This is a genomic window from Comamonas sp. GW821-FHT11H03 (assembly GCF_058807955.1).
This window is the reverse complement of record NZ_JBXARF010000002.1, coordinates 803,781-822,820: the sequence shown is the minus strand read 5'-3', so window position 1 is coordinate 822,820 and position 19,040 is coordinate 803,781. Positions and strand designations below refer to the sequence as shown.

Annotated in this window: 15 protein-coding genes; 3 read left to right on the top strand and 12 right to left on the bottom strand. The window is 62.7% G+C overall.

Annotated features, from left to right (window positions below; all coding sequences use genetic code 11):
* Positions 1-14 precede the first annotated feature (14 nt).
* The 6 genes from AC1RTQ_RS08200 to ahpC all read right to left on the bottom strand — a co-directional run bounded on the left by AC1RTQ_RS08200 (position 15) and on the right by ahpC (position 7,451).
* Positions 15-899 carry a heme/hemin ABC transporter substrate-binding protein gene (locus AC1RTQ_RS08200; protein ID WP_492874952.1) on the bottom strand — a complete coding sequence of 295 codons (885 nt, stop codon included), beginning with the start codon at positions 897-899 and terminating at the stop codon, positions 15-17.
* Positions 896-2,008 (bottom strand): hemin-degrading factor, encoded by a 1,113-nt coding sequence (locus tag AC1RTQ_RS08195; protein ID WP_492874951.1) that lies wholly within the window; start codon positions 2,006-2,008, stop codon positions 896-898. Before AC1RTQ_RS08195 ends, AC1RTQ_RS08200 begins: the two co-directional genes overlap by 4 nt.
* Entirely contained in the window at positions 2,005-2,394 is a 390-nt protein-coding gene (locus AC1RTQ_RS08190; RefSeq protein ID WP_492874950.1) for a hypothetical protein, read from the bottom strand. Before AC1RTQ_RS08190 ends, AC1RTQ_RS08195 begins: the two co-directional genes overlap by 4 nt.
* A 71-nt stretch (positions 2,395-2,465) precedes the next feature.
* Positions 2,466-4,736, bottom strand: coding sequence for a TonB-dependent hemoglobin/transferrin/lactoferrin family receptor (locus tag AC1RTQ_RS08185; RefSeq protein WP_492874949.1), 2,271 nt, complete (start codon positions 4,734-4,736; stop codon positions 2,466-2,468).
* 407 nt (positions 4,737-5,143) lie between these two features.
* Positions 5,144-6,700 carry an alkyl hydroperoxide reductase subunit F gene (gene ahpF / locus AC1RTQ_RS08180; RefSeq protein ID WP_492874948.1) on the bottom strand — a complete coding sequence of 519 codons (1,557 nt, stop codon included), beginning with the start codon at positions 6,698-6,700 and terminating at the stop codon, positions 5,144-5,146.
* A gap of 175 nt (positions 6,701-6,875) precedes the next feature.
* On the bottom strand, positions 6,876-7,451 hold the full coding sequence (ahpC, locus tag AC1RTQ_RS08175) for an alkyl hydroperoxide reductase subunit C (RefSeq protein ID WP_302091836.1): 576 nt from the start codon (positions 7,449-7,451) through the stop codon (positions 6,876-6,878).
* A 382-nt stretch (positions 7,452-7,833) separates the two neighbouring features.
* Between ahpC and bfr the strand changes: the two genes are divergently transcribed.
* The gene (bfr, locus tag AC1RTQ_RS08170; RefSeq protein ID WP_003057652.1) at positions 7,834-8,310 is read left to right on the top strand and encodes a bacterioferritin; all 477 of its coding nucleotides are present in this window, start codon (positions 7,834-7,836) and stop codon (positions 8,308-8,310) included.
* Between the two features lie 65 nt (positions 8,311-8,375).
* Here the strand turns inward: bfr and AC1RTQ_RS08165 are convergent, their stop codons facing one another.
* From AC1RTQ_RS08165 to AC1RTQ_RS08145, 5 genes are all read right to left on the bottom strand, one after another.
* Positions 8,376-9,332: an alpha-E domain-containing protein gene (locus AC1RTQ_RS08165; protein WP_302091837.1), complete on the bottom strand. Its 957-nt coding sequence runs from the start codon at positions 9,330-9,332 to the stop codon at positions 8,376-8,378.
* Entirely contained in the window at positions 9,326-9,472 is a 147-nt protein-coding gene (locus AC1RTQ_RS08160; RefSeq protein ID WP_492874947.1) for an alpha-E domain-containing protein, read from the bottom strand. The genes AC1RTQ_RS08165 and AC1RTQ_RS08160 overlap by 7 nt, the downstream gene beginning before the upstream one ends.
* The gene (locus AC1RTQ_RS08155; protein ID WP_302091838.1) at positions 9,472-10,932 is read right to left on the bottom strand and encodes a circularly permuted type 2 ATP-grasp protein; all 1,461 of its coding nucleotides are present in this window, start codon (positions 10,930-10,932) and stop codon (positions 9,472-9,474) included. Before AC1RTQ_RS08155 ends, AC1RTQ_RS08160 begins: the two co-directional genes overlap by 1 nt.
* A 401-nt stretch (positions 10,933-11,333) precedes the next feature.
* Positions 11,334-12,707: an SEL1-like repeat protein gene (locus AC1RTQ_RS08150; RefSeq protein ID WP_492874946.1), complete on the bottom strand. Its 1,374-nt coding sequence runs from the start codon at positions 12,705-12,707 to the stop codon at positions 11,334-11,336.
* 333 nt (positions 12,708-13,040) lie between these two features.
* The gene (locus AC1RTQ_RS08145; RefSeq protein WP_492874945.1) at positions 13,041-15,530 is read right to left on the bottom strand and encodes a DNA internalization-related competence protein ComEC/Rec2; all 2,490 of its coding nucleotides are present in this window, start codon (positions 15,528-15,530) and stop codon (positions 13,041-13,043) included.
* Positions 15,531-15,738: 208 nt separating this feature from the next.
* Between AC1RTQ_RS08145 and AC1RTQ_RS08140 the strand changes: the two genes are divergently transcribed.
* Both AC1RTQ_RS08140 and pdxY read left to right on the top strand, forming a co-directional pair.
* Positions 15,739-16,197, top strand: a complete 459-nt coding sequence (locus AC1RTQ_RS08140; RefSeq protein WP_302091841.1) for a RidA family protein — start codon at positions 15,739-15,741, stop codon at positions 16,195-16,197.
* 163 nt (positions 16,198-16,360) lie between these two features.
* Entirely contained in the window at positions 16,361-17,251 is an 891-nt protein-coding gene (gene pdxY / locus AC1RTQ_RS08135; protein ID WP_492874944.1) for a pyridoxal kinase PdxY, read from the top strand.
* Positions 17,252-17,267: 16 nt separating this feature from the next.
* Here the strand turns inward: pdxY and AC1RTQ_RS08130 are convergent, their stop codons facing one another.
* Positions 17,268-18,929 carry a methyl-accepting chemotaxis protein gene (locus tag AC1RTQ_RS08130; RefSeq protein ID WP_492874943.1) on the bottom strand — a complete coding sequence of 554 codons (1,662 nt, stop codon included), beginning with the start codon at positions 18,927-18,929 and terminating at the stop codon, positions 17,268-17,270.
* Between the last annotated feature and the right edge of the window lie 111 nt (positions 18,930-19,040).

Below are 19,040 nucleotides of genomic sequence, written 5' to 3'. Positions count from 1 at the left end.
GCTTGCGCTCATGCTCAGGCCACCCACTGCAGTGCGCGCATATGCAGCGCCTGCACAGCGCTGGGCAGGCGCGGCCCAAAGCCCAGCAGGTGGCTGGCTTCCAGCGTCACCAGCGCCTTCTTGGCGTAGGCGGGCGTCAGTGCCAGCTCGGGCCGCTTCCAGAAGGCGGCCTCGCCGCCCAGGGCTTCGATGCCCTGGGTGGTGTTGATGATGACCTCGGGCGCGGCGCTGGCCATGGCCTCGGCGGTCAGGGGCTTGTAGCCGTCGAACTGGTCGATGACATTGACACAGCCCGCGTACCGGATCAGCGCATTGGCTGCCGTGCCCTTGCCCGCCACCTGCGGACTGCCGCTGTGCGAGAGCACAAACAGCACGCGCGGCTTGCGCTGGGCCTTGGCCACCTGGGCCTGCACGCTGCTCCACTGCGCATCGAGCTGGGCCAGCAGCTTGTCGGCCTCGCTAGAGCGACCTGTCTCGCGTCCCACGACCTTGACCTTTTCCTGCACCTCGGCCCAGTTGTGCCTGGCCGCAACCAGCGATACGCGTACGCCTGCCTGACGGATCTGATCGAGCACCACGGGCGGGCCGGCCTCGCTGGTTGCGATCACCGCATCGGGCTTGAGCGAGAGCAGGCCTTCGGCCGAGAGCTGGCGCACATAGCCGACCTTGGCGGTTTTTTGCGCCGCCTCGGGGAACAGGCTGGTGGTGTCCGTGCCCACCAGCAGGCCCTGGGCATTGAGCAGATAGACCACCTCGGTCAATGCGCCACTGAGAGACACCAGCCGTTTCGCTCCAGACGCGGAAGCGGCGGTCTGGGCCAGGGCCGGCAAGGCCGTGCCCGCCACAGCCGCACCCAGCCAATGCAGACCCTGGCGCCGGGAAATGCGGGCCGTGCTCATGCGGCCTCCGCCACTGCTGCCTTGCGCGGCAGGCCGGCCACCAGGTCGCGCCAGCCTTGCAGCTCGGGATGGCCGGGCTTGCGCTCGCCAAAGAACATGGCCATGTTGTTGCCTTCGGCATCAAAGGCCTCGACCGAGGTCACCACGCCATCGCTGGTGGGCTTTTGCACCACCCAGACATTGGCGATCAGGTCGGTGCGCAGATGCAGGTTGAAACCCTTGTCCAGCACATTGATCCAGCGCACGCCGTCCTTGCCGTCCATGGGCTGGATATTGCTCACGGGGCCGGAGTGGATCTGGATGCAGCCGCTGCTGCCCACAAACACCATGATGGAGACGCCGTCCACCGCCGCATCGCCCAGCAGCTGCGCGACTGCGTCGGTGCTCAGGCGCTCGCAGTACTGAGGCACCAGACGGAAGGCCTGCTGGCGCTCGGCTCCGAACCTGCGCAGCATCTCGAAGAACTCATGCGTGTCCTTCATATCGCTCCAGGCCTGGCTCAGCGCGGGCACGTCGATCTCGGCGTCGGCCTTGAGGGCAGGCTTGGCCGCAGGCTCGCGGAACACATAGCCTGCCGACGGCTCGGCAAAGCGCTCGACCAGCGCATTCCAGGCCGCCATATCGGTGGCCTCACGTGCGAACACCTTGTGCACGGCACGGCCGGCCGCGTCATAGAACTGCAGGCTGCGCATGGCGGGGCGGTTGCCGTTGGCGGACTCCTCGGTCACGGCAAAGCCGGCGTGCCAGTGCATGAAGAACAGGCGCAGATCGATCTCGCGGCTCAGCGCCAGACCCACCGGGCCCTGGGCTGACAGGTTCTGATAGATGCCGTCCTTTTCATGCACGGTGGATTCGTTGCGCGTGAGCGCCATCACCGGGCCGCAGGCTTGCAGGGCTTTAAGAATGTCCAGCCATTCGGCGCGCAGCGGCAGCGCCTGCAGCGAGCGTTCATGCTCGCCGCCATGGGCCGCGATGACCGCGCCTTCGCTCAGTTGCAGCGCCTCGGCCGCATCTTTGGCTCGCAGGCCTTGCTCGCGCTTTTGCGCGAATTGCTCACGGATTTGCACCGCGGTCATGGTCTGGATTTCGGGGGAGGTGATGGCGTTCATTGCAGGGTCTCCGGGCTGTGATGCCAGTGTGGTTGTGGGTTGGAAAATTCGTCGCCCAAGCGGGGAGCCGAAGCCTGGGCTTCGGGCTCTTGCTCAGGCTGGGCCAGCACCTGGGCCACGGTGGCCCAGCGCTGCTCCAGCTTTTGCAGAAAGTGGCGCATGTCCTCGGAGCGCTCACAGCCGTCCAGGCCTTCGGCCATGCGCGCCAGCTGCGCCGATACCCTCAGGGCCATGGGCGCGCGGTGCGCCGCACAGCAGCCCTGGCTGAAACCGGTCATCAACGCCAGCACCGTAGCCAGCTGGGCTTCGCCCTCGGTCAGCAGATATTCCTCATCGCGGCTGCCAGAGGCACTCTGGGCATTGGCGGTGTTCTCATAAACAGACATGGCTCACTCCCGCAGTTTTTGAGTCAAACAGATCTCAAGCGCTTATCAAACAAGCGCTTTCAGCTACCAAATCAGAAGTCCTGAACCAGGGACACACGCACATTGCGGCCCGGCTGGGTATAGGCATCGGCAATCTGCGTCGTGCGGCTCAAGCCACGTACATCCGCCCAGCGCGAATACTTTTTGTCGGTCAGGTTGTAGATGCCCACATTCAGACGCGTGCCGGGGCGGATGCGCCATTGCGCACTCAGATCCAGTACCGTCGCGGATGGGCTGAGGAAGGGGCGGCCGGAGGAAAGATCGGGCGCATCCTTGTCTTTTTTGCCCGCCCAGTGCGAGGCACTGAGCTGCACGCCAACGGTGGATCTGTCATAGCGCACGCCCAGCACCAACTGCTGTGGCGAGATGGTGTCCACCGGCTTGTTGGTGCTCTTGTCCGTGCCCTTGGTATAGCCATAGGCAGCGTTGGTGCGCCAGTTGCCTCCCGCAAACCGGCCCCAGTCGTAGTCGGCCTTGAGCTCGAAGCCGCTGATATGCACGCGATTCAGGTTGACGGACTGGATGACAGCCGGGTTGTTGCGGTCACCAAATGCGCCGGAAACCGTCACCTGATCCTGGATGAAGTCCTTGTAGCGGCCCGTGAAGACTGCCGCATCCAGACGCAGCGCATTCATGCGACCGCGCAGTCCCAGCTCGAAGGTATTGCTTTTTTCCGCCTTGAGATCGGGATTGGGAATGCTCTTGTAGAACGCAAACGGGTTCTCGAAGAAGGCATTGATCTGCCCCGCATTCGGCGCTCTGAAGCCGGCGGCATAGTTGCCGTAAACCGACCAGGCATCGTTCATCTGGAACATGGCGCCCAGCTTGGGGGAGACGGCGGAGTCGGAGTTGCTGACCGCTGTGCCGCCAAACCCTTGCTGCTTGGGCTTGATGCTGTAGTGCTCGGCCCGCAATCCGGGCGTCAGGCTGAACGCGCCATAGTGCAGCTCGGCCTGGGCAAACAGCGCCGTCGAGGTTTCCGTTGTGTCGGGGAAGCGCTTGAGCGGAAAGCTCTCGCCTGCCGGTGGCGTGATGCCGTTTTGCTCGTTGACCACCTTGCCGCGCAGATAGTCCACGCCATAGCTGAACTTGCCGCTGAGGCCATTGCCCCAGCGCAGCGTCTTGCCGGCCTGGGCGTGCAGCTGCAGCGCGTCCTCGTCATAGGTCACATCACGCTCGCGATAGGCCAGAGGCGGGGTGCGGGTTTCGGTCACGAACTCGCGCGAGTCCGAACTCTGGTAGCTGGCCATCAGCTTGAGCTCGTCGGCCAGTGCCGTATTCAGCTCACGCCACTCACCTTGCCAGCTGGCACGCCAGCGCTTCATGGTGGTTTGCGCCCGCGAATCCGTCACCGTGGCCGTGCGTGCGCTGAGCAAATCGTAGTCCGCGCGCTTGTCCACGTTTTCCAGCGTGAACACATGCTTTTGCACGGCAGACGGCGTGTAGACCAGACGCCCCAGCAGCGAATGGCTCTTGTCCTTTTCAGGATTGGGCGTGGTGCGCAACGCACCCACCACATTGTTGCTGCCCATGTTTTCCAGCGCGCTGGAGCGGCCCATGCCGGCCGACACCAGCCAGCTCCACTCGGGGCTGGCGCGCCCTGCAATCGTGGCACCCACGCGCTTGCCATTGTCCGAGCCGTCATAGCTGGCCGAGACACGGCCGCCGATGGACTTGCCGTCCTTGAGCAGATCGTCGGGCTGCACGGTGATGAAATTGACCAGGCCGCCCATGCCGTCCGAGCCATAGAGCGCGGGCACGGCACCGCGCAGAATCTCCACGCGTTGCACCAGACCCAGATCCAGATAGTCACGGCCAAAGGAGTTGGCGCTGAAGGCATAGCTGCGCGGCAGGCGCACGCCATCGACCAGCATCAGCACGCGGTTGCCTTCGAGGCCACGGATATTGAAGCCGCTGTTCTGGTCACGCCCGGTAGCAGAGCCGGCCAGTGTGAACCGCGCCGGACTGCGCGGCACGGTCACATTGGGCAGCTTGGCTGCAAGCTCGCGGATGTCGCCGATCTGCTCCTCCTCCATCTGCCTGGCATCGATGACGTCCACCGTCATGGGCAGGCTGTCGGCGTCCTGCTCGTCGCGCGAGGCACTGATGACCACATCGCGCAGCACGGGCGTGCTGCGGTCGGCACGGGCCGCCGCGACCTGGACGGATTCGGAATATTGCTGCTGGGCCTGGGCCGAGATGGCGGCGCAGGCCAGTGCGCAGGCCAGCGCCAGCGCCAGCGGACGGAGATTGGAGCGTGGCGCCAGCGAGGCGCGGGCGTGCAAAGCGGTGGCGGAAGCCATACCAGAAACCCTCTTTATTCATAGAAATGGACAAGAGCTGGCTTCTGATGGGTACGTCAATGGCCACAGGTCGAAACGTCAGAGGCTTCGCGGCCTGTAGCTGGCACGGCATTGGCTGGCTGAATGGCGCTCAGTATATGCGAATAATTCTCAACTGCAAATAACTTCGTTACCAACCGGGAATTGCGTGCCGACGCAAGGCTGCGGCTTGCACTGTGGCCTGTTTTCAACGGCTGTTTTCAAGGGCTGTTAAGCCCCAAACCCGGTGCACTGAACGCCACAAAGCCCCGTGACGATCCTGGCAGCGACAGCGCCCTCTTCGCGGCCGTTCAAAAGCAAAAAGGACTGCCCGGGCAGTCCTTTTTTTGATAGCTTTCATCGCCTGCCCTGCAAGCGATGAAGGCCGTTTAGTTGCGGATCAGATGATCGAAGGCCGACAAGGCTGCAGTGGCACCGGCGCCGGCAGCAATCACGATCTGCTTGTAAGGCACCGTGGTGCAGTCACCGGCGGCGAACACCCCGGGCAGATTGGTCTGCCCCTTGGCATCCACAATGATTTCGCCGAACTTGCTCAGCTCCAGTGTGCCCTTAAGCCATTCGGTGTTCGGCACCAGGCCGATCTGCACAAACACACCTTCGAGCTCCACATGGTGCACGTCACCGCTTGTACGGTCCTTGTAGCTCAGGCCGTTGACCTTGCCGTTGGCCCCCGTGATCTCCGTGGTCTGGGCGTTGGTGATGACGGTCACATTGGGCAGGCTGTGCAGCTTCCTGACCAGCACGGCATCGGCCTTGAGCTGATCGGCGAACTCCACCACTGTCACATGGGACACCAGACCCGCCAGGTCGATCGCAGCTTCGATGCCGGAGTTGCCGCCACCGATCACCGACACGCGCTTGCCCTTGAACAGCGGGCCGTCGCAGTGCGGGCAGTAGGCCACGCCCTTGTTCTTGTACTCAGCTTCGCCGGGCACGTTCACATTGCGCCAGCGCGCACCCGTGGACAGGATCACGGTCTTGGCCTTGAGCGAGCCGCCGTTGGCCATTTGCACTTCCACCAGACCGCCGGGCTGCGCAGCGGGAATCAGCTTCTCTGCGCGCTGCAGGTTCATGATGTCCACGTCATAGGCCCGGGTGTGGGCTTCCAGGGCCGCAGCGAACTTGGGTCCGTCGGTCTCCAGCACGGAGATGTAGTTCTCGATCGCCAGCGTGTCGTTGACCTGACCGCCAAAGCGCTCTGCCGCCACGCCGGTGCGAATGCCCTTGCGAGCCGCATACACGGCGGCTGCCGCGCCGGCGGGGCCTCCGCCGATGATTAGCACGTCAAAAGCTTCCTTGGCCGACAGCTTGGCCGCGTCACGCGAGGCAGCGCCGGTGTCCAGCTTGGCCACGATTTCTTCGATGGTCATGCGACCGGAGCCGAACACGCTGCCGTTCATGAACACCATGGGCACGGCCATGATTTCGCGCTCACTCACTTCCTTCTGGAAGGCGCCGCCCTCGATCACCGTGGTCTTGACCTTGGGGTTGAGAATGGCCATCAGTGACAGTGCCTGAACCACATCGGGGCAGTTGTGGCAGCTCAGGCTCATATAGACCTCGAAGTTGAAGTCGCCATCGAGCGCCTTGATCTGCTCGATCACGTCCTGCTCCACCTTGGGAGGGTGGCCACCCGTCCACAGCAGGGCCAGCACCAGCGAGGTGAATTCATGGCCCAGGGGCAGACCCGCAAAACGCAGCTGGGTGGCCGAGCCCTGACGCTGCAGCGTGAACGAGGGCTTGCGGGCATCGCTGCCGTCGGTGCGCAGGGAAATCTTGTCGCTGCGCAGAGACTGGATGGTTTTCAGCAGATCGTGCATCTGGGCACTGGTCTCGCTGTCATCCAGAGAAGCCACCAGCTCAAACGGCTGCTGCACGCGTTCCAGGTAGGCGGCGAGTTGGGCTTTGAGTTGATCGTCAAGCATGGTGGATTCCTTTGAATTTAGAGTTGTTGATGCAATGCAGCAAAGTGCTTTTGAGGCCTTTGCCCGCCCATGAAAGCAAAAACTGGGCGAAAAAAAGCCGGACGGACGGGCAGAACTCGCCTGAACGTCGTCCGGCTTTCAGAGCGCTTGCACGCTCAGCCGACAGGTATCAGGCTTAGATCTTGCCGACCAGATCCAGCGAAGGAGTGATCGTGCTGGCGCCTTCCTTCCACTTGGCGGGGCACACCTGGCCGGGGTTGGCGGCGGTGAACTGGGCAGCCTTGAGCTTGCGCAGGGTCTCGGACACGTCACGAGCGATTTCGTTGGAATGCACTTCCATGGTCTTGATCACGCCTTCGGGGTTGATCACGAAGGTACCGCGCAGAGCCAGACCTTCTTCGGGGATGTGCACGCCGAAAGCGTTGGTCAGCTGGTGTGTGGGGTCGCCAACCAGGGGGAAATGGGCCTTGCCCACGGCGTCGGAAGTTTCGTGCCACACCTTGTGCGAGAAGTGGGTGTCGGTGGTCACGATGTAGACCTCGGCACCGGCCTTCTGGAACTCGGCGTAGTTGTTGGCGGCGTCTTCGATTTCGGTGGGGCAGTTGAAGGTGAAGGCGGCGGGCATGAAGATCACCACAGACCACTTGCCCTTCAGGCTCTCTTCAGTCACGGTGATGAACTCACCCTTGCCGTTGCGGTTCACATAGGCTTCGGTCTTGAAAGGTTGAACTTGAGTGTTGATCAGAGACATTTGCTGTTTCCTTGTGGTTAGTGTTTGAAGACAGGATGAAGTTTAGAGCGGCCCACTTAATAAAACCAATCAATTGATTTCATTAAATTGATTTAAAAAACCTATCAAACCAGATTCCCGGCTTCTGAAGTCAAGCCGCAGCGCTGTGCAGCTCAGCTTTCTATTGTGGGCCGAAACCAGGTAGTTCCAGCCAATAGTCCTTCAATCGCGCTCATAGCTTTTGTTGTCATCACTGCGTCAAAGCTGGGCAGCGAACCCCAAAGCTAAACGAGAACGCGCATCAGATGCAGCCAATTCGGGCGGGCATGGGCTTTGTTTGATTTGCCTCATAAAGCATGGACAATCGGCTCGAACAACAACTGCCCGAGAAGGAGTCCCCCCCATGAAAGGTGATGCACAAGTCATTTCCTGGCTGCAAGCCCAGCTCAAGAACGAACTGACCGCCATCAACCAGTACTTTGTGCATTACCGCATGTACAAGCACTGGGGCTTCGACAAGCTGGCCAAGAAGGAATACGAGGAATCCATCGGCGAGATGAAGCATGCCGACGCGCTGATGGACCGCATCTTCATGCTTGACGGCCTGCCCAATCTGCAGGACCTGGGCAAGCTGCAGATCGGCGAGGACGTGCCGGAAGCCCTGGCCTGCGACCTGCGCCTGGAGCAGGCCGCACAGCAAACCATCAAGGACGGCATCGCGCACTGCGAATCCGTGCGCGACTATGTTTCGCGCGATCTGCTGCAGAAGATCCTGGACGACACCGAAGAGCACATCGACTTCCTCGAAACCCAGCTCGACCTGATCGACAAGGTCGGCACGCAGAACTATCTGCAGTCGCTGATGGGCGAGATCGAGTAAGTCCAGCTTCGCGTCGAAATACAAAAGCGGCCTCAGGGCCGCTTTTGCTTTGAGCGCCGCCTGTCTCAGGTCGGCATCAGGAAGTCCCGGCTGATGCCGGAGCCCAGATCGTTGACGCGGTCGAGAAACTGCGTCAGATAGGCGTGCAGACCGGTGGTCAGGATCTCGTCGATGCGGCCGTACTGCAGATCGGCCAGCAGGCGCCCGGCCTTACGCGTGGTTTCCTGCGAATGGTCGTTGGCCACGCGCTCCAGGTTCTTGACCACCTCATGCATGCTGGCCAGCAGCGAGCGCGGCATGTCGGCGCGCAGCATCAGCAGCTCGGCCACGCGCTCGGGCGTGATCACATCGCGGTAGACCTTGCGGTAGACCTCGAAGGCCGAGACGCTGCGCAGCAAGGCGCTCCAGTGATAGAAGTCGAAGTTCATCAGGGCGCGACCGCGCGGCATGCCGTGGTAGTCGCGCTCTATGGAGTGGAACTTCACATCGAGCAGGCGTGCCGTGTTGTCAGCCCGCTCGACAAAAGTACCCAGGCGCACAAAGTGCAGCGCCTCGTCCTTGAGCATGGTGCCCAGCGACACGCCGCGCCACAGGTGCGAGCGGTATTTGACCCATTCGAAGAACTGCGCCGGATCCTTCTTCCAGGCATCCTTGCCGAAGTGGCGCTGCAGCGCCAGCCAGGTCTGGTTCTGCGTTTCCCAGGATTCCGTGGTCAGCGCTCCGCGCACGGCACGCGCGTTCTCGCGCGCCGCCTTGAGGCAGGCAAAGATGGAGGACGGATTGGCCTCGTCCGAGACCATGAACTGCAGCACCGAGTCGCGGTCCACCACCGGAAACTGCGCCTTGAAGGCCGGGATCAGCTCGCTGATGGACAGCACGCTCTGCCAGCCACGATGGGCATCGTGGATGGCCTGCGGCAGCATGGCGGTTTCATAGGCCACGCTGAGCATGCGCGCGGTGTTCTCTGCCCGCTCGGTGTAGCGTGACATCCAGTACAAATGGTCGGCGGTTCGGCTCAGCATAGGCCCTCCTTGGGCAGAGAACCCCGCACGCGCTGAACGCGCGCGCCGTATTCTGGTGAAAAAATGCTTGCAGCCTTTGTTTCTGCCCGCTCGGTGTAGCGTGACATCCGGTAAAGATGATCTGCGGTACGTGACAGCATCAATGGCCTCCCTCTTGATCTTCCAGCACCCAGGTGTCCTTGGTTCCGCCGCCCTGGGATGAATTCACCACCAGCGATCCCTGCTTGAGCGCCACACGCGTGAGTCCACCGGCCACCATGTTGACCTCGGTGCCCGTGAGCACAAAGGGCCGCAGGTCGATATGGCGCGGCGCTATGCCTTTTTCCACCATGGTCGGGCAGGTGGACAGGGAGAGCGTGGGCTGCGCGATATAGCCCGAAGGGTTGCCGACCAGCACGCGGCGGAAGGCCTCGATCTCGGCCTTGGTCGCGGCCGGCCCGATCAGCATGCCGTAGCCGCCTGCACCGTGCACCTCCTTGACGACCAGCTCATGCAGGTGCTCGAGCACGTATTGGAGGTCGTCCTCCTTTCGGCACAGCCAGGTCGGCACGTTCTGCAGGATGGGCTCCTCACCCAGATAGAAGCGGATCATCTCCGGCACATAGGGGTACACCGATTTGTCATCGGCCAGGCCCGTGCCCACGGCATTGCAGATATTGACGTTGCCTGCACGGTAGGCCCGCATCAGGCCCTTGCAGCCCAGCGTCGATGTGGGCCTGAAGACTTCGGGGTCGAGGAAATCATCGTCCACACGGCGGTAGATCACGTCCACACGCTGCAAACCCTGGGTGGTGCGCATATAGACCACGTCTTTCTCGACCACCAGATCCTGGCCTTCGACCAGCTCCACCCCCATTTGCTGGGCCAGGAAGGCATGCTCGAAATAGGCACTGTTGTACATGCCCGGAGTCAGCACCACCACCGTGGGCTCCAGCACGCCCGAGGGCGCGCTGGCACGCAAAGTGTCGAGCAGCATGTCGGGATAGTGGGCCACGGGTGCCACGGCATGCTTGCCGAAAAGCTCGGGGAACAGGCGCATGGTCATGCGGCGGTTTTCCAGCATGTAGGAAACACCCGATGGCACGCGCAGATTGTCCTCCAGCACGTAGTAGACGCCGTTGCCCTGCTCATCGGGCGCACGCACGATGTCTATGCCGGCGATATTGGCGTAGACATCGTTGGGCACCTGAATGCCCTCCATCTCGGGCCGGTACTGGCTGTTGCCGCGCACCAGCTCCGTCGGAATCAGGCCGGCACGCACCATGTCCTGCCCATGGTAGGCATCGCGGATAAAGCAGTTGAGCGCCTTCACGCGCTGGGCCAGACCCGCCTGCATGCTGGCCCACTCATGGGCCGCAATGATGCGGGGGATCAAATCGAACGGAATCAGGCGTTCCGTACCGGCGCCGCTCTCGTCCTTGTCGCCATAGACGGCAAAGGTGATGCCCACGCGCCGAAAGATCATCTCGGCTTCCGCCATGCGGGCTTGCATGGTGGCGTGCGGCTGGTGCGCCAGCCATTGAGCATAGACCTTGTAGTGGGCCCGTACATCGCTGCCCTCATAGGGCAGCATTGCGTACATTTCATCGAATTTCTGCATACTTGCACGCCTCCTGCGAATGGATTGTCAGTTGTTAAGCAAGAATCAGGCCCATTGACCCGCCCTCCTCAAAAACACAGGCCATTCATGCACTTCATGTGTCGATCAGTGTAGCAATGCAGCCCCGCGCCAAGGCGCAGTTGGCGAGCAGTACTCGGGGCTATGGCACGCTCGCACAGCACAGATTCAGGGCTCTAGCAGCGCCGCAGGTGTGGGCGTGCTGACCACGTTGACTGCGCTTGTGGTCACGGCAAAGCATCGCCGTCACACCCTGCCCCAAGCGGCTGCAATAGCGTGACCGAATAATGGCCTGACCGAATAATGGCCTGACCGAACAACGGTCACCTGCGGCTGCGCTGGGCGCAAAAAACCGCACCAATGGCACCGGATTCGGCGCCCAACTAAAACGAGGGAATCGGCAGCCCTATGGCTTGCATGTCGAGCCGCAAGCGGTCATCGGCCTCCTTCATGGCCAGTGGCAAGGTGAAGTTCGGAAAGGCAAGAGCCAGGACTGCTCCATCACTCAGGCTTGCTCGAATACGCTGCGGCAAAGGCTCGGCAAGCGTGGCACAACCGTCTTCATCGACATGCCCTTCGATGGGAAGACGCTCTGGTTTTTCCAGTGAACGGTGCACCTGCAATCGCCACGAAGTGTTAGAGCCAAGGTTGTAAGTGCCGCCATACAGCTGGCTCAGACCCAGGCCACAGGCTTGCAGGTACAGCGGCTTATCGGGCAAGGCCTTGGCCTGCTCGCGCTGGCTCTGCAGAAAACGCCCCCACTCCAGACGAGACAAGACGGAGTCAGCCCGTAAGCCATCGCCGTCAGCAGCCTGCAACACCCGCAGCCTGCCTGCACCGTCTTCGAGTGCGGCCAAATCCGTCTCGTATCGAAGCACTTCCACAAGGCGACTAATGGCTGGTCGGGCAGCCTCCTTCAACCCCAGCAAAGCGGCTTGCTCGTAGTGATACGCTTCTGCCCGGCGGTCCACATCAGGCAGCCCTAAACCTTTGGCAGCCATGCGCGCCAGATGGTAGTGCGCCACCGCCACCTTCCGCTCTGCACCTTGCTGCAAAGCCTGTCGGGCACCGTTGAAATCCCGCTCCTCCAGCAGCATCACGCCATAGTTGCTCCATGCCTGCGCGTTGTCGAGAGCCATGCCCTTCTTCAACCCTGCCAATGCCTTGCCCCGCAGCCGCTCACGCGCGTCTTCTGTGGGAACGCTGAAGTGGTTATTGCGCAGCGCCAAATATGCCTGCAGATAATTGCGCGAGGCTTCCATGAGCGAGGTGATGTTCGCATCCTGCTCATAAGCCTGGACAAAGTAGTCTCCTGCTCGCTCGGCCCTGACAACCCCGCCATGGCGCTGCACCTCATAGTCGCGATCGCTAGGGCTGTATGCCTTGCCCAGATTGAACAGTGTCGGCATCAGCAAACCCCGCTGCAACGCCTCTTCGAACAAAGGAATGGCCTCGACAGAGCGCTTTTCACTCATGAGCACAGCGCCAAGATTGTGGCTGGCGCGCGCGGAGCCTGCGGCGCGTGCTTTTTCGTAATAGCTTTTGGCGAGCGCCTCGCTCTTGTCTACACCTTGCCCAAGGTGATAGGCCTTGCCGAGCAGGAACAAGGCTTGCGCGTCCCCTGTGGCCGCAGCGCTGTGAGCCTTTGGCAAAAACTCGCCATAGCGCTCCTGATTGAACAAAGCCTCCAGATCGGCGGCAGCCACAGCGTGTGTGAAACACAGGCTCAGGGACAGGGCAATAAACAATCGCGACATGGCATCAATCTCCAGGAGGCAGCGGCGCATACACAAGCCAAACGCCAGGCATGATGCTTTGAGCGCAAACAGGTCAGATGGGAATTTTTCGAACCGACAATTTCAGTCTGTCACAGGCAACCCTGCATGGGCACTTATACGTTGTTCAGACATGAACGCCAAGCAAGGTAGCTGCGCCTGACGCAGCGAAAGCCGCCACGGCAAGGCAAGGCAAGGCAAGGCAAGGCAAGGCAAGGCAAGGCAATCTATCTGTCAGGCCACGAGCGTGCAACCATCCATATCTGCATCCGCCTGAAGGCGGTACAGCATCACGGCAAGCCCCATGCGTGTTTCTCAGGGCTGCTGCCTGGAGACCGCATGGACGTCCCAATAATGCGCCCGAATCAAGCGCTCGCATTCCAATTTTTCCGGTTGAGCAGAGCTCCAGTAGGCTGCGCCGCAGCGATCCTGAGCCACCAGCTGGCTGCCCGCCGCCAGATAGCGCTGCACCACCGCTGTCACCGGATGTCCAAAACGATTCCGATAACCCGCCTGCACCACCGCCCAGCGCGGGCGCAGCGTGCTGACCCAGGACTCGGTCGATGACGTCTTGCTGCCATGGTGAGGCACCAGCAGCCAGTCCACCGGCTCGTCCAGACTGGTTTGCAGCAGTTGCCGCTCCTGCGCCGCCTCGATATCTCCGGCCAGCAGGGCCACGCGCCCGCTGGCCGAACGCAGGCGCAACACGCAACTGCCAAAGTTCGGCCTGGCCTTGCGTCCGTTGAGCCAGGCCTCTGCGGCGGGCGGATGCAGCACCTCAAACGTCACGCCATCCCATTGCCAGTGCTGTCCCTGTGTACAGCGCTGAACCGCAGCCAGGCCAGCCAGTTGCGCAGCTTGAATCACCGAGTCCGAGCCCCAGACTTTCGCGCGAGGCTGAGCCGCCTTGACGGCCAAAGCCCCGCCGGTGTGATCCTTGTCACTGTGGCTGAGCATCATGGCATCCATCTGCATGCCATTCGCAGCCATCAGCGGCAAGAGCACACGCTCACCGGCATCGCTCTGGCGGCTGTACTGCGGCCCTGCGTCATAGAGCAGACGGTGCCTGGCTGTGCTGATGATGACGGCATTGCCCTGGCCGATATCCGCCGCCAGCAGCTCGAACTCGCCGACACGCGGCCAGGCCTGAGGCCAGAACAAGGCAGGCAGCGCCAACAGCGCGGCCACCAGCCGCAGCCGGCCCGGCAAAGGCGCAATCACCAGCAGTCCGGCGGCTATCGCCAGCACACTGGCCCACCAGGCAGGCTGCGGCAAGGCCCATACGGCTCCGGGCAGCGCAGCCAGCCACTGCAGCAGGCTCATCAAGGGCAGCATGGCGACGGCGGCAGCGCTTGCCGCCATGGGCAGCACCGCAGCCAGCAAGGCCAGCGGCGTGACCACCAATGTGACCCAGGGAATGGCCAGCAGATTGGCCAGCAGGCCCACGACGGACACCTGACCAAACAGCAGCAGCCCCAGTGGCGCCAAGGCCAGCGAGATCAGCCACTGCTCGCGCCACAACTCCTTCACTCTTGCAAGAAATCGTCTTTTTGCGCTTGCAGCTTCGGCGCTATCCGCCACTGAATTGGAAGCAAGCAATACGCCGACGGCGACAAAACTGAGCCAGAACCCAGCCTGCCACAACGCCCAGGGGTCGGCCACCACAATCACCGCCAGTGCCAGCAGCCATACACAGGCCCAGGGCCAGCGCACGCCCAGCCATTGAAGCAGCGCCACTACGGCCAGCATGCAGATCGTGCGCTGCGCGGGCAGACCCCAGCCGCTGAACAAGGCATAGGCCGCCGCCAGCACCACGCCCACGGCCAGGGCCGCGCGCGGGGCAGGCATCCAACGACAAGCGGGCGCACTGAGCCTCCATGCACGGCCCACGATCAAGAAGGCCAGCCAGGCAAACATGGTGATGTGCAGGCCCGATATGCTCATCAGATGCGCCACGCCCGTCTGGCGGAACAGGGTCCAGTCCTTGCGCTCAATCGCCTGCTGATCGCCCACGGCCAGCGCTGCCACCACGCCCAGGGCGGCCTGAGCATGCTCTGCGCCGCCACCTGGCCACCAGCGCTGCAAGCGCAATGCCTCGCCCTGAATGCGATCGCGCAAGCCCTGTCGCCAGCGCTGCAACGGATATTGGTTTGTCACGGCCAGGAGTTCGGGCGCGGGCTGCTGGCGCACATAACCCGTGGCCTGCACTCCTTGCTCCCAGGCCAGCAGCTCGTAGTCAAAGCCGTGCGGATTGCGCGAGCCATGCGGGCGCTTGATGCGTACCGTGAAACGCCAGCGCTGGCCGGGACTGAGCGCCACGCCTTTGGCCCAGTCAGGCACGAGAGGCTGACTGGCATCCGGCACCTGCCCGAACGGGCCATACCAGGACAGCTCCAGCAGCCTTGGCACGCCGGCATCCGAGCTATCGACCACAAAACGCCAGCGCTGACCGTTGGCCTGGTTCTGCAGCATGGAAGCAATGCGACCCTCCACCTGCAAGTCCACCGCCTCCTGCGCCTGTGGCAGGGTCTGCTCCAGATAGGCGTGGGCGCGCCACCCCGTCAGCCCCGCCACACAGCAGGCAGCGCCCCACAGCATCAGCCACCAGCTCTGCCAGGGCCTGCCACGCCATCTGCATGCAAACAGCATTGTCAGCAAGCCCCCAGCCAGCAAGAGCTGGTAGAGCGACAGATGCCACAGCCTGGCCTGAGTCACCTGCCAGGCAGCACCCAGCACACAGCCCCAGAGCGGCGCCAGCCACGACGGGCGGTGACGCTGAGAGCTTGGAGTCTGATGGAGCGGCATGCTGCCATGCTAGGAGGGAGCGCCCAGGCACAGCATTGCGACTATCCCTGCCCTGTCTAGAACACCAAAACAGCACCAAACATTTGCTCTCATTGCGCGAGCAGCTATCAATTCAAAAGCTATGGCCGCTGTGCCAAGGCAATCCATGCCCGGCCCCGCTGCTGTGTCAAACTTGTCGATCCTTAGCCTCGCACTTTTTGGAGCCGTCATGAGCGTCTATGAAAAACTCAAAGCCCTGAACATCTCGCTGCCCGAAGTGGCCATGCCTGCAGCCGCCTACCTGCCCTATATGCAGACCGGCAATCTGGTGTTCCTCAGCGGCCATATCGCCAAGCAAAACGGCCAGCCCTGGGTCGGCAAGCTGGGCGAGAACATGACAACCGAAGAAGGCAAGCAGGCAGCCCGCGCCGTGGCCGTGGATCTGATGGGCACGCTGCAGCATGCCTGCGGCGGCGATCTGAATCGTGTCAAGCGCATCGTCAAGGTCATGAGCCTGGTCAACTCCAGCACCAGCTATACCGAGCAGCATCTGGTCACCAACGGCTGCAGCGAACTGCTGGGCGAAGTCTTCGGTGAAGCCGGCAAGCACGCCCGCAGCGCCTTCGGCGTGGCCCAGATCCCCCTGGGCTGCTGCGTGGAAATAGAGCTGATGGCCGAGCTGGGCTAAGACTACCGCTCACACATATAAAGTGAGCTAATACCGCTTGCTATTCATAGATTTCAGATACAAAACTATCTGAAATGCTTGACTGGCAGGCGCAAGCAGCTCACTTTATCTTTGCAGCGCGATGCTTGCGGCAAGCATCCCAACCACTCACGAAAGAGCTCCCATGCCCGGCATGCAGGCCCCCCCGCTGGTTCTCAGCATTCAATCCCATGTCGCCTACGGCCATGTGGGCAACGACGCTGCCATGCTGCCGCTGCAGCTGCTGGGCATAGAGCCCGTGGCCGTGCATACGGTGCAGTTCTCCAACCATACCGGCTACGGTGAATTCAAGGGCCAGGTCTTCACACCTGCCCATGTACAGGATGTGCTGGACGGTCTGCGCGCGCGCGGCGTGCTGGCGCGCTGCACGGCCGTGCTCTCGGGCTATCTGGGCGATGCCGGTGTGGGCGAAGCCATTCTGGCGGCCGTGCAGGAGGTGCGCGCCGCCCAGCCCAAGGCGCACTATCTGTGCGACCCGGTCATGGGCGATGTGGGGCGCGGCGTGTTTGTGCGCCCCGGCATCCCGGACTTTCTGCGCAAGCGCGCGCTGTCCCAGGCCAGCGTCATCACGCCCAACCATTACGAGTTCGAGCTGCTGTGCGGCGGCCCGCTGACCACGGTGCAGGCCGCCACGCAGGCGGCACGCACCATGCTCGCGCAGATGCATGACAGCCAGTCTGCGCTGATCGTCATCACCAGCCTGCGCACGGACGATCTGCCTGCCGATCACCTGGCCACACTGGCCGTGACGGCCGACCAATCCTGGCTGGTGCAGACGCCCTATATCGACCTGCACCCCCTGCCCAACGGCATGGGCGATGTGTTCTCGGCCGTGCTGCTGGGCCATCTGATTCAAGGGCTCGCCGTGGTCGATGCCGTGTCCAGGGCCGTGAGCACCTTGTATGCCCTGGTCTCGCGCACCGAATCGGGGCAGCGCGACCTGCCCCTGGTCGCCAGCCGCGAGCAGATCATGGCACCGGCGCACCTCTTTGACGCCGTGCCGGTCATCGGCTGAAGCGGAGCGACCCGATTCACTCCTGGTGCGCCAACGCCGGCTGGCGCGCAGCGCCGGACGGGCGTGGCCGGAGCGTCGAGGCGGGCCCTTTGGATACCGATTCAATAGCAGCCTTGGCATGTACGTGGCTGCTTCTGAGATCATCCATGCGGAACATGCTGACCGTCTGCGTCAGCTGCTCGGCCTGCTCCCGCAGGCTTTGCGCGGCAGCGGCCGATTCTTCGACCAGGGCCGCATTCTGCTGTGTCATCTGATCGAGCTGGCTGATGGCCTGGTTGACCTGGGTCACGCCTGCACTTTGCTGGACCGAGGCTTCGCTCACCTCGGAAATCATGGTGCTGGCGTTCTGCACCGATTTGACGATATCGTCCATGGATTCGCCCACGCTCTGCACCAAACGGATGCCGTTTTGCACGCGCGCCTCCGAGGTGCCGATCAGGGTACGGATTTCCTTGGCCGCGTCGCCGCTGCGCTGGGCCAGGGAGCGCACCTCGCTGGCCACCACGGCAAAACCGCGACCTTGCTCGCCGGCGCGCGCCGCCTCCACCGCCGCATTGAGCGCGAGGATATTGGTCTGAAAGGCAATACCGTCGATGACGCCGATGATGTCGCCAATCTTCTGGCTGCTCTGGCGAATCTCGTCCATGGTCACCACCATGGAAGCCACGACCTCGCCGCCGCGCTGGGCCAGGGCGGCCGCGCCCGATGCCGTGCTGCGCGCCTGCTCTGCGCTGCTGGCGCTGTTCTGGATGGTGCTGGTGAACTCCTCCATGGCGGCGGCGGTTTGCTGCAGATTGCTGGAAGTCTGCTCGGTGCGCGCCGACAGGTCCTGGTTGCCGCCAGCGATCTCGGCACTGGCCGTGGCAATGCTGTCGGCGCTGTGGCGCACCTGGGCCACCATATCGTTGAGCGCCCGGCACATGTCCTGCTGGGTGCGCAGCAGCGCGCCGAATTCGTCATGGCGCTGCACGGTCTCGCCCACCCGCAGATCGCCGCCGGCAATGCGCTCGGCCATGAGCTGGGCGGCCAGCAGCGGCGACTGCATGCTGCGGATCAGAAAGAAGGCGCCGGCGGCAATGCCCAGCACCACAAGCAGCACGACCACACCGGCTATCTTCACGGTCGCCATGCGCAACTCGGCCATCTGCAGCTGGCTGTCGGCTGCGGCTTTTTTCTGCAGCTCGACAAACGCCCGCAGCGATTGCAGATAGGCTGCAATCGCGGGCTTGAAGCTTTGCTCGGCCAGCGCGAGAGCCCGGACCGTCTCCCCCTGGCCCTTGAGCTGGGCAATCTGCTGGCGCAGCGTCAGCACCTGCTGGCGCGCTGCGGACACCCGCTCCATCTGGGCCTTGTCCTCGGCAGACACCGCCAGTGCCTGCAGCGCCTTTTGCACCCTGGAAATACGGTCCGAGGTCTCGGCCATCGCGGGCTTGAAGCTCGCCTCCACCGACGCCTCGCTGCTCAGCGCCAATGCCAACGTGCGCACGGCGTTGGCTTCGGTCAGGCCCATCCACTCGATCGCCAGCTCGGTGCGTGAGCGCATTTGCTGCGCCGCCTGGTCCGACGCCTGCTGCGTGACCGAGGAGCGGTAGCCCGCGAGCCCGATCACCGCAATCAACACCGCCACGATGAGTAACACTGCTGCCCAGAGCTTGTGGGCCATCTTGAATCGCTGCATAAAATATCCTGCCAACAAAGCTGCACCATGCCTGCGCGCAGACATCGCCGCGCATTGAGACAAAATGTATCCATGCTGAACCCATGTCAGCAGCAGGAATTTCCCTTTGTA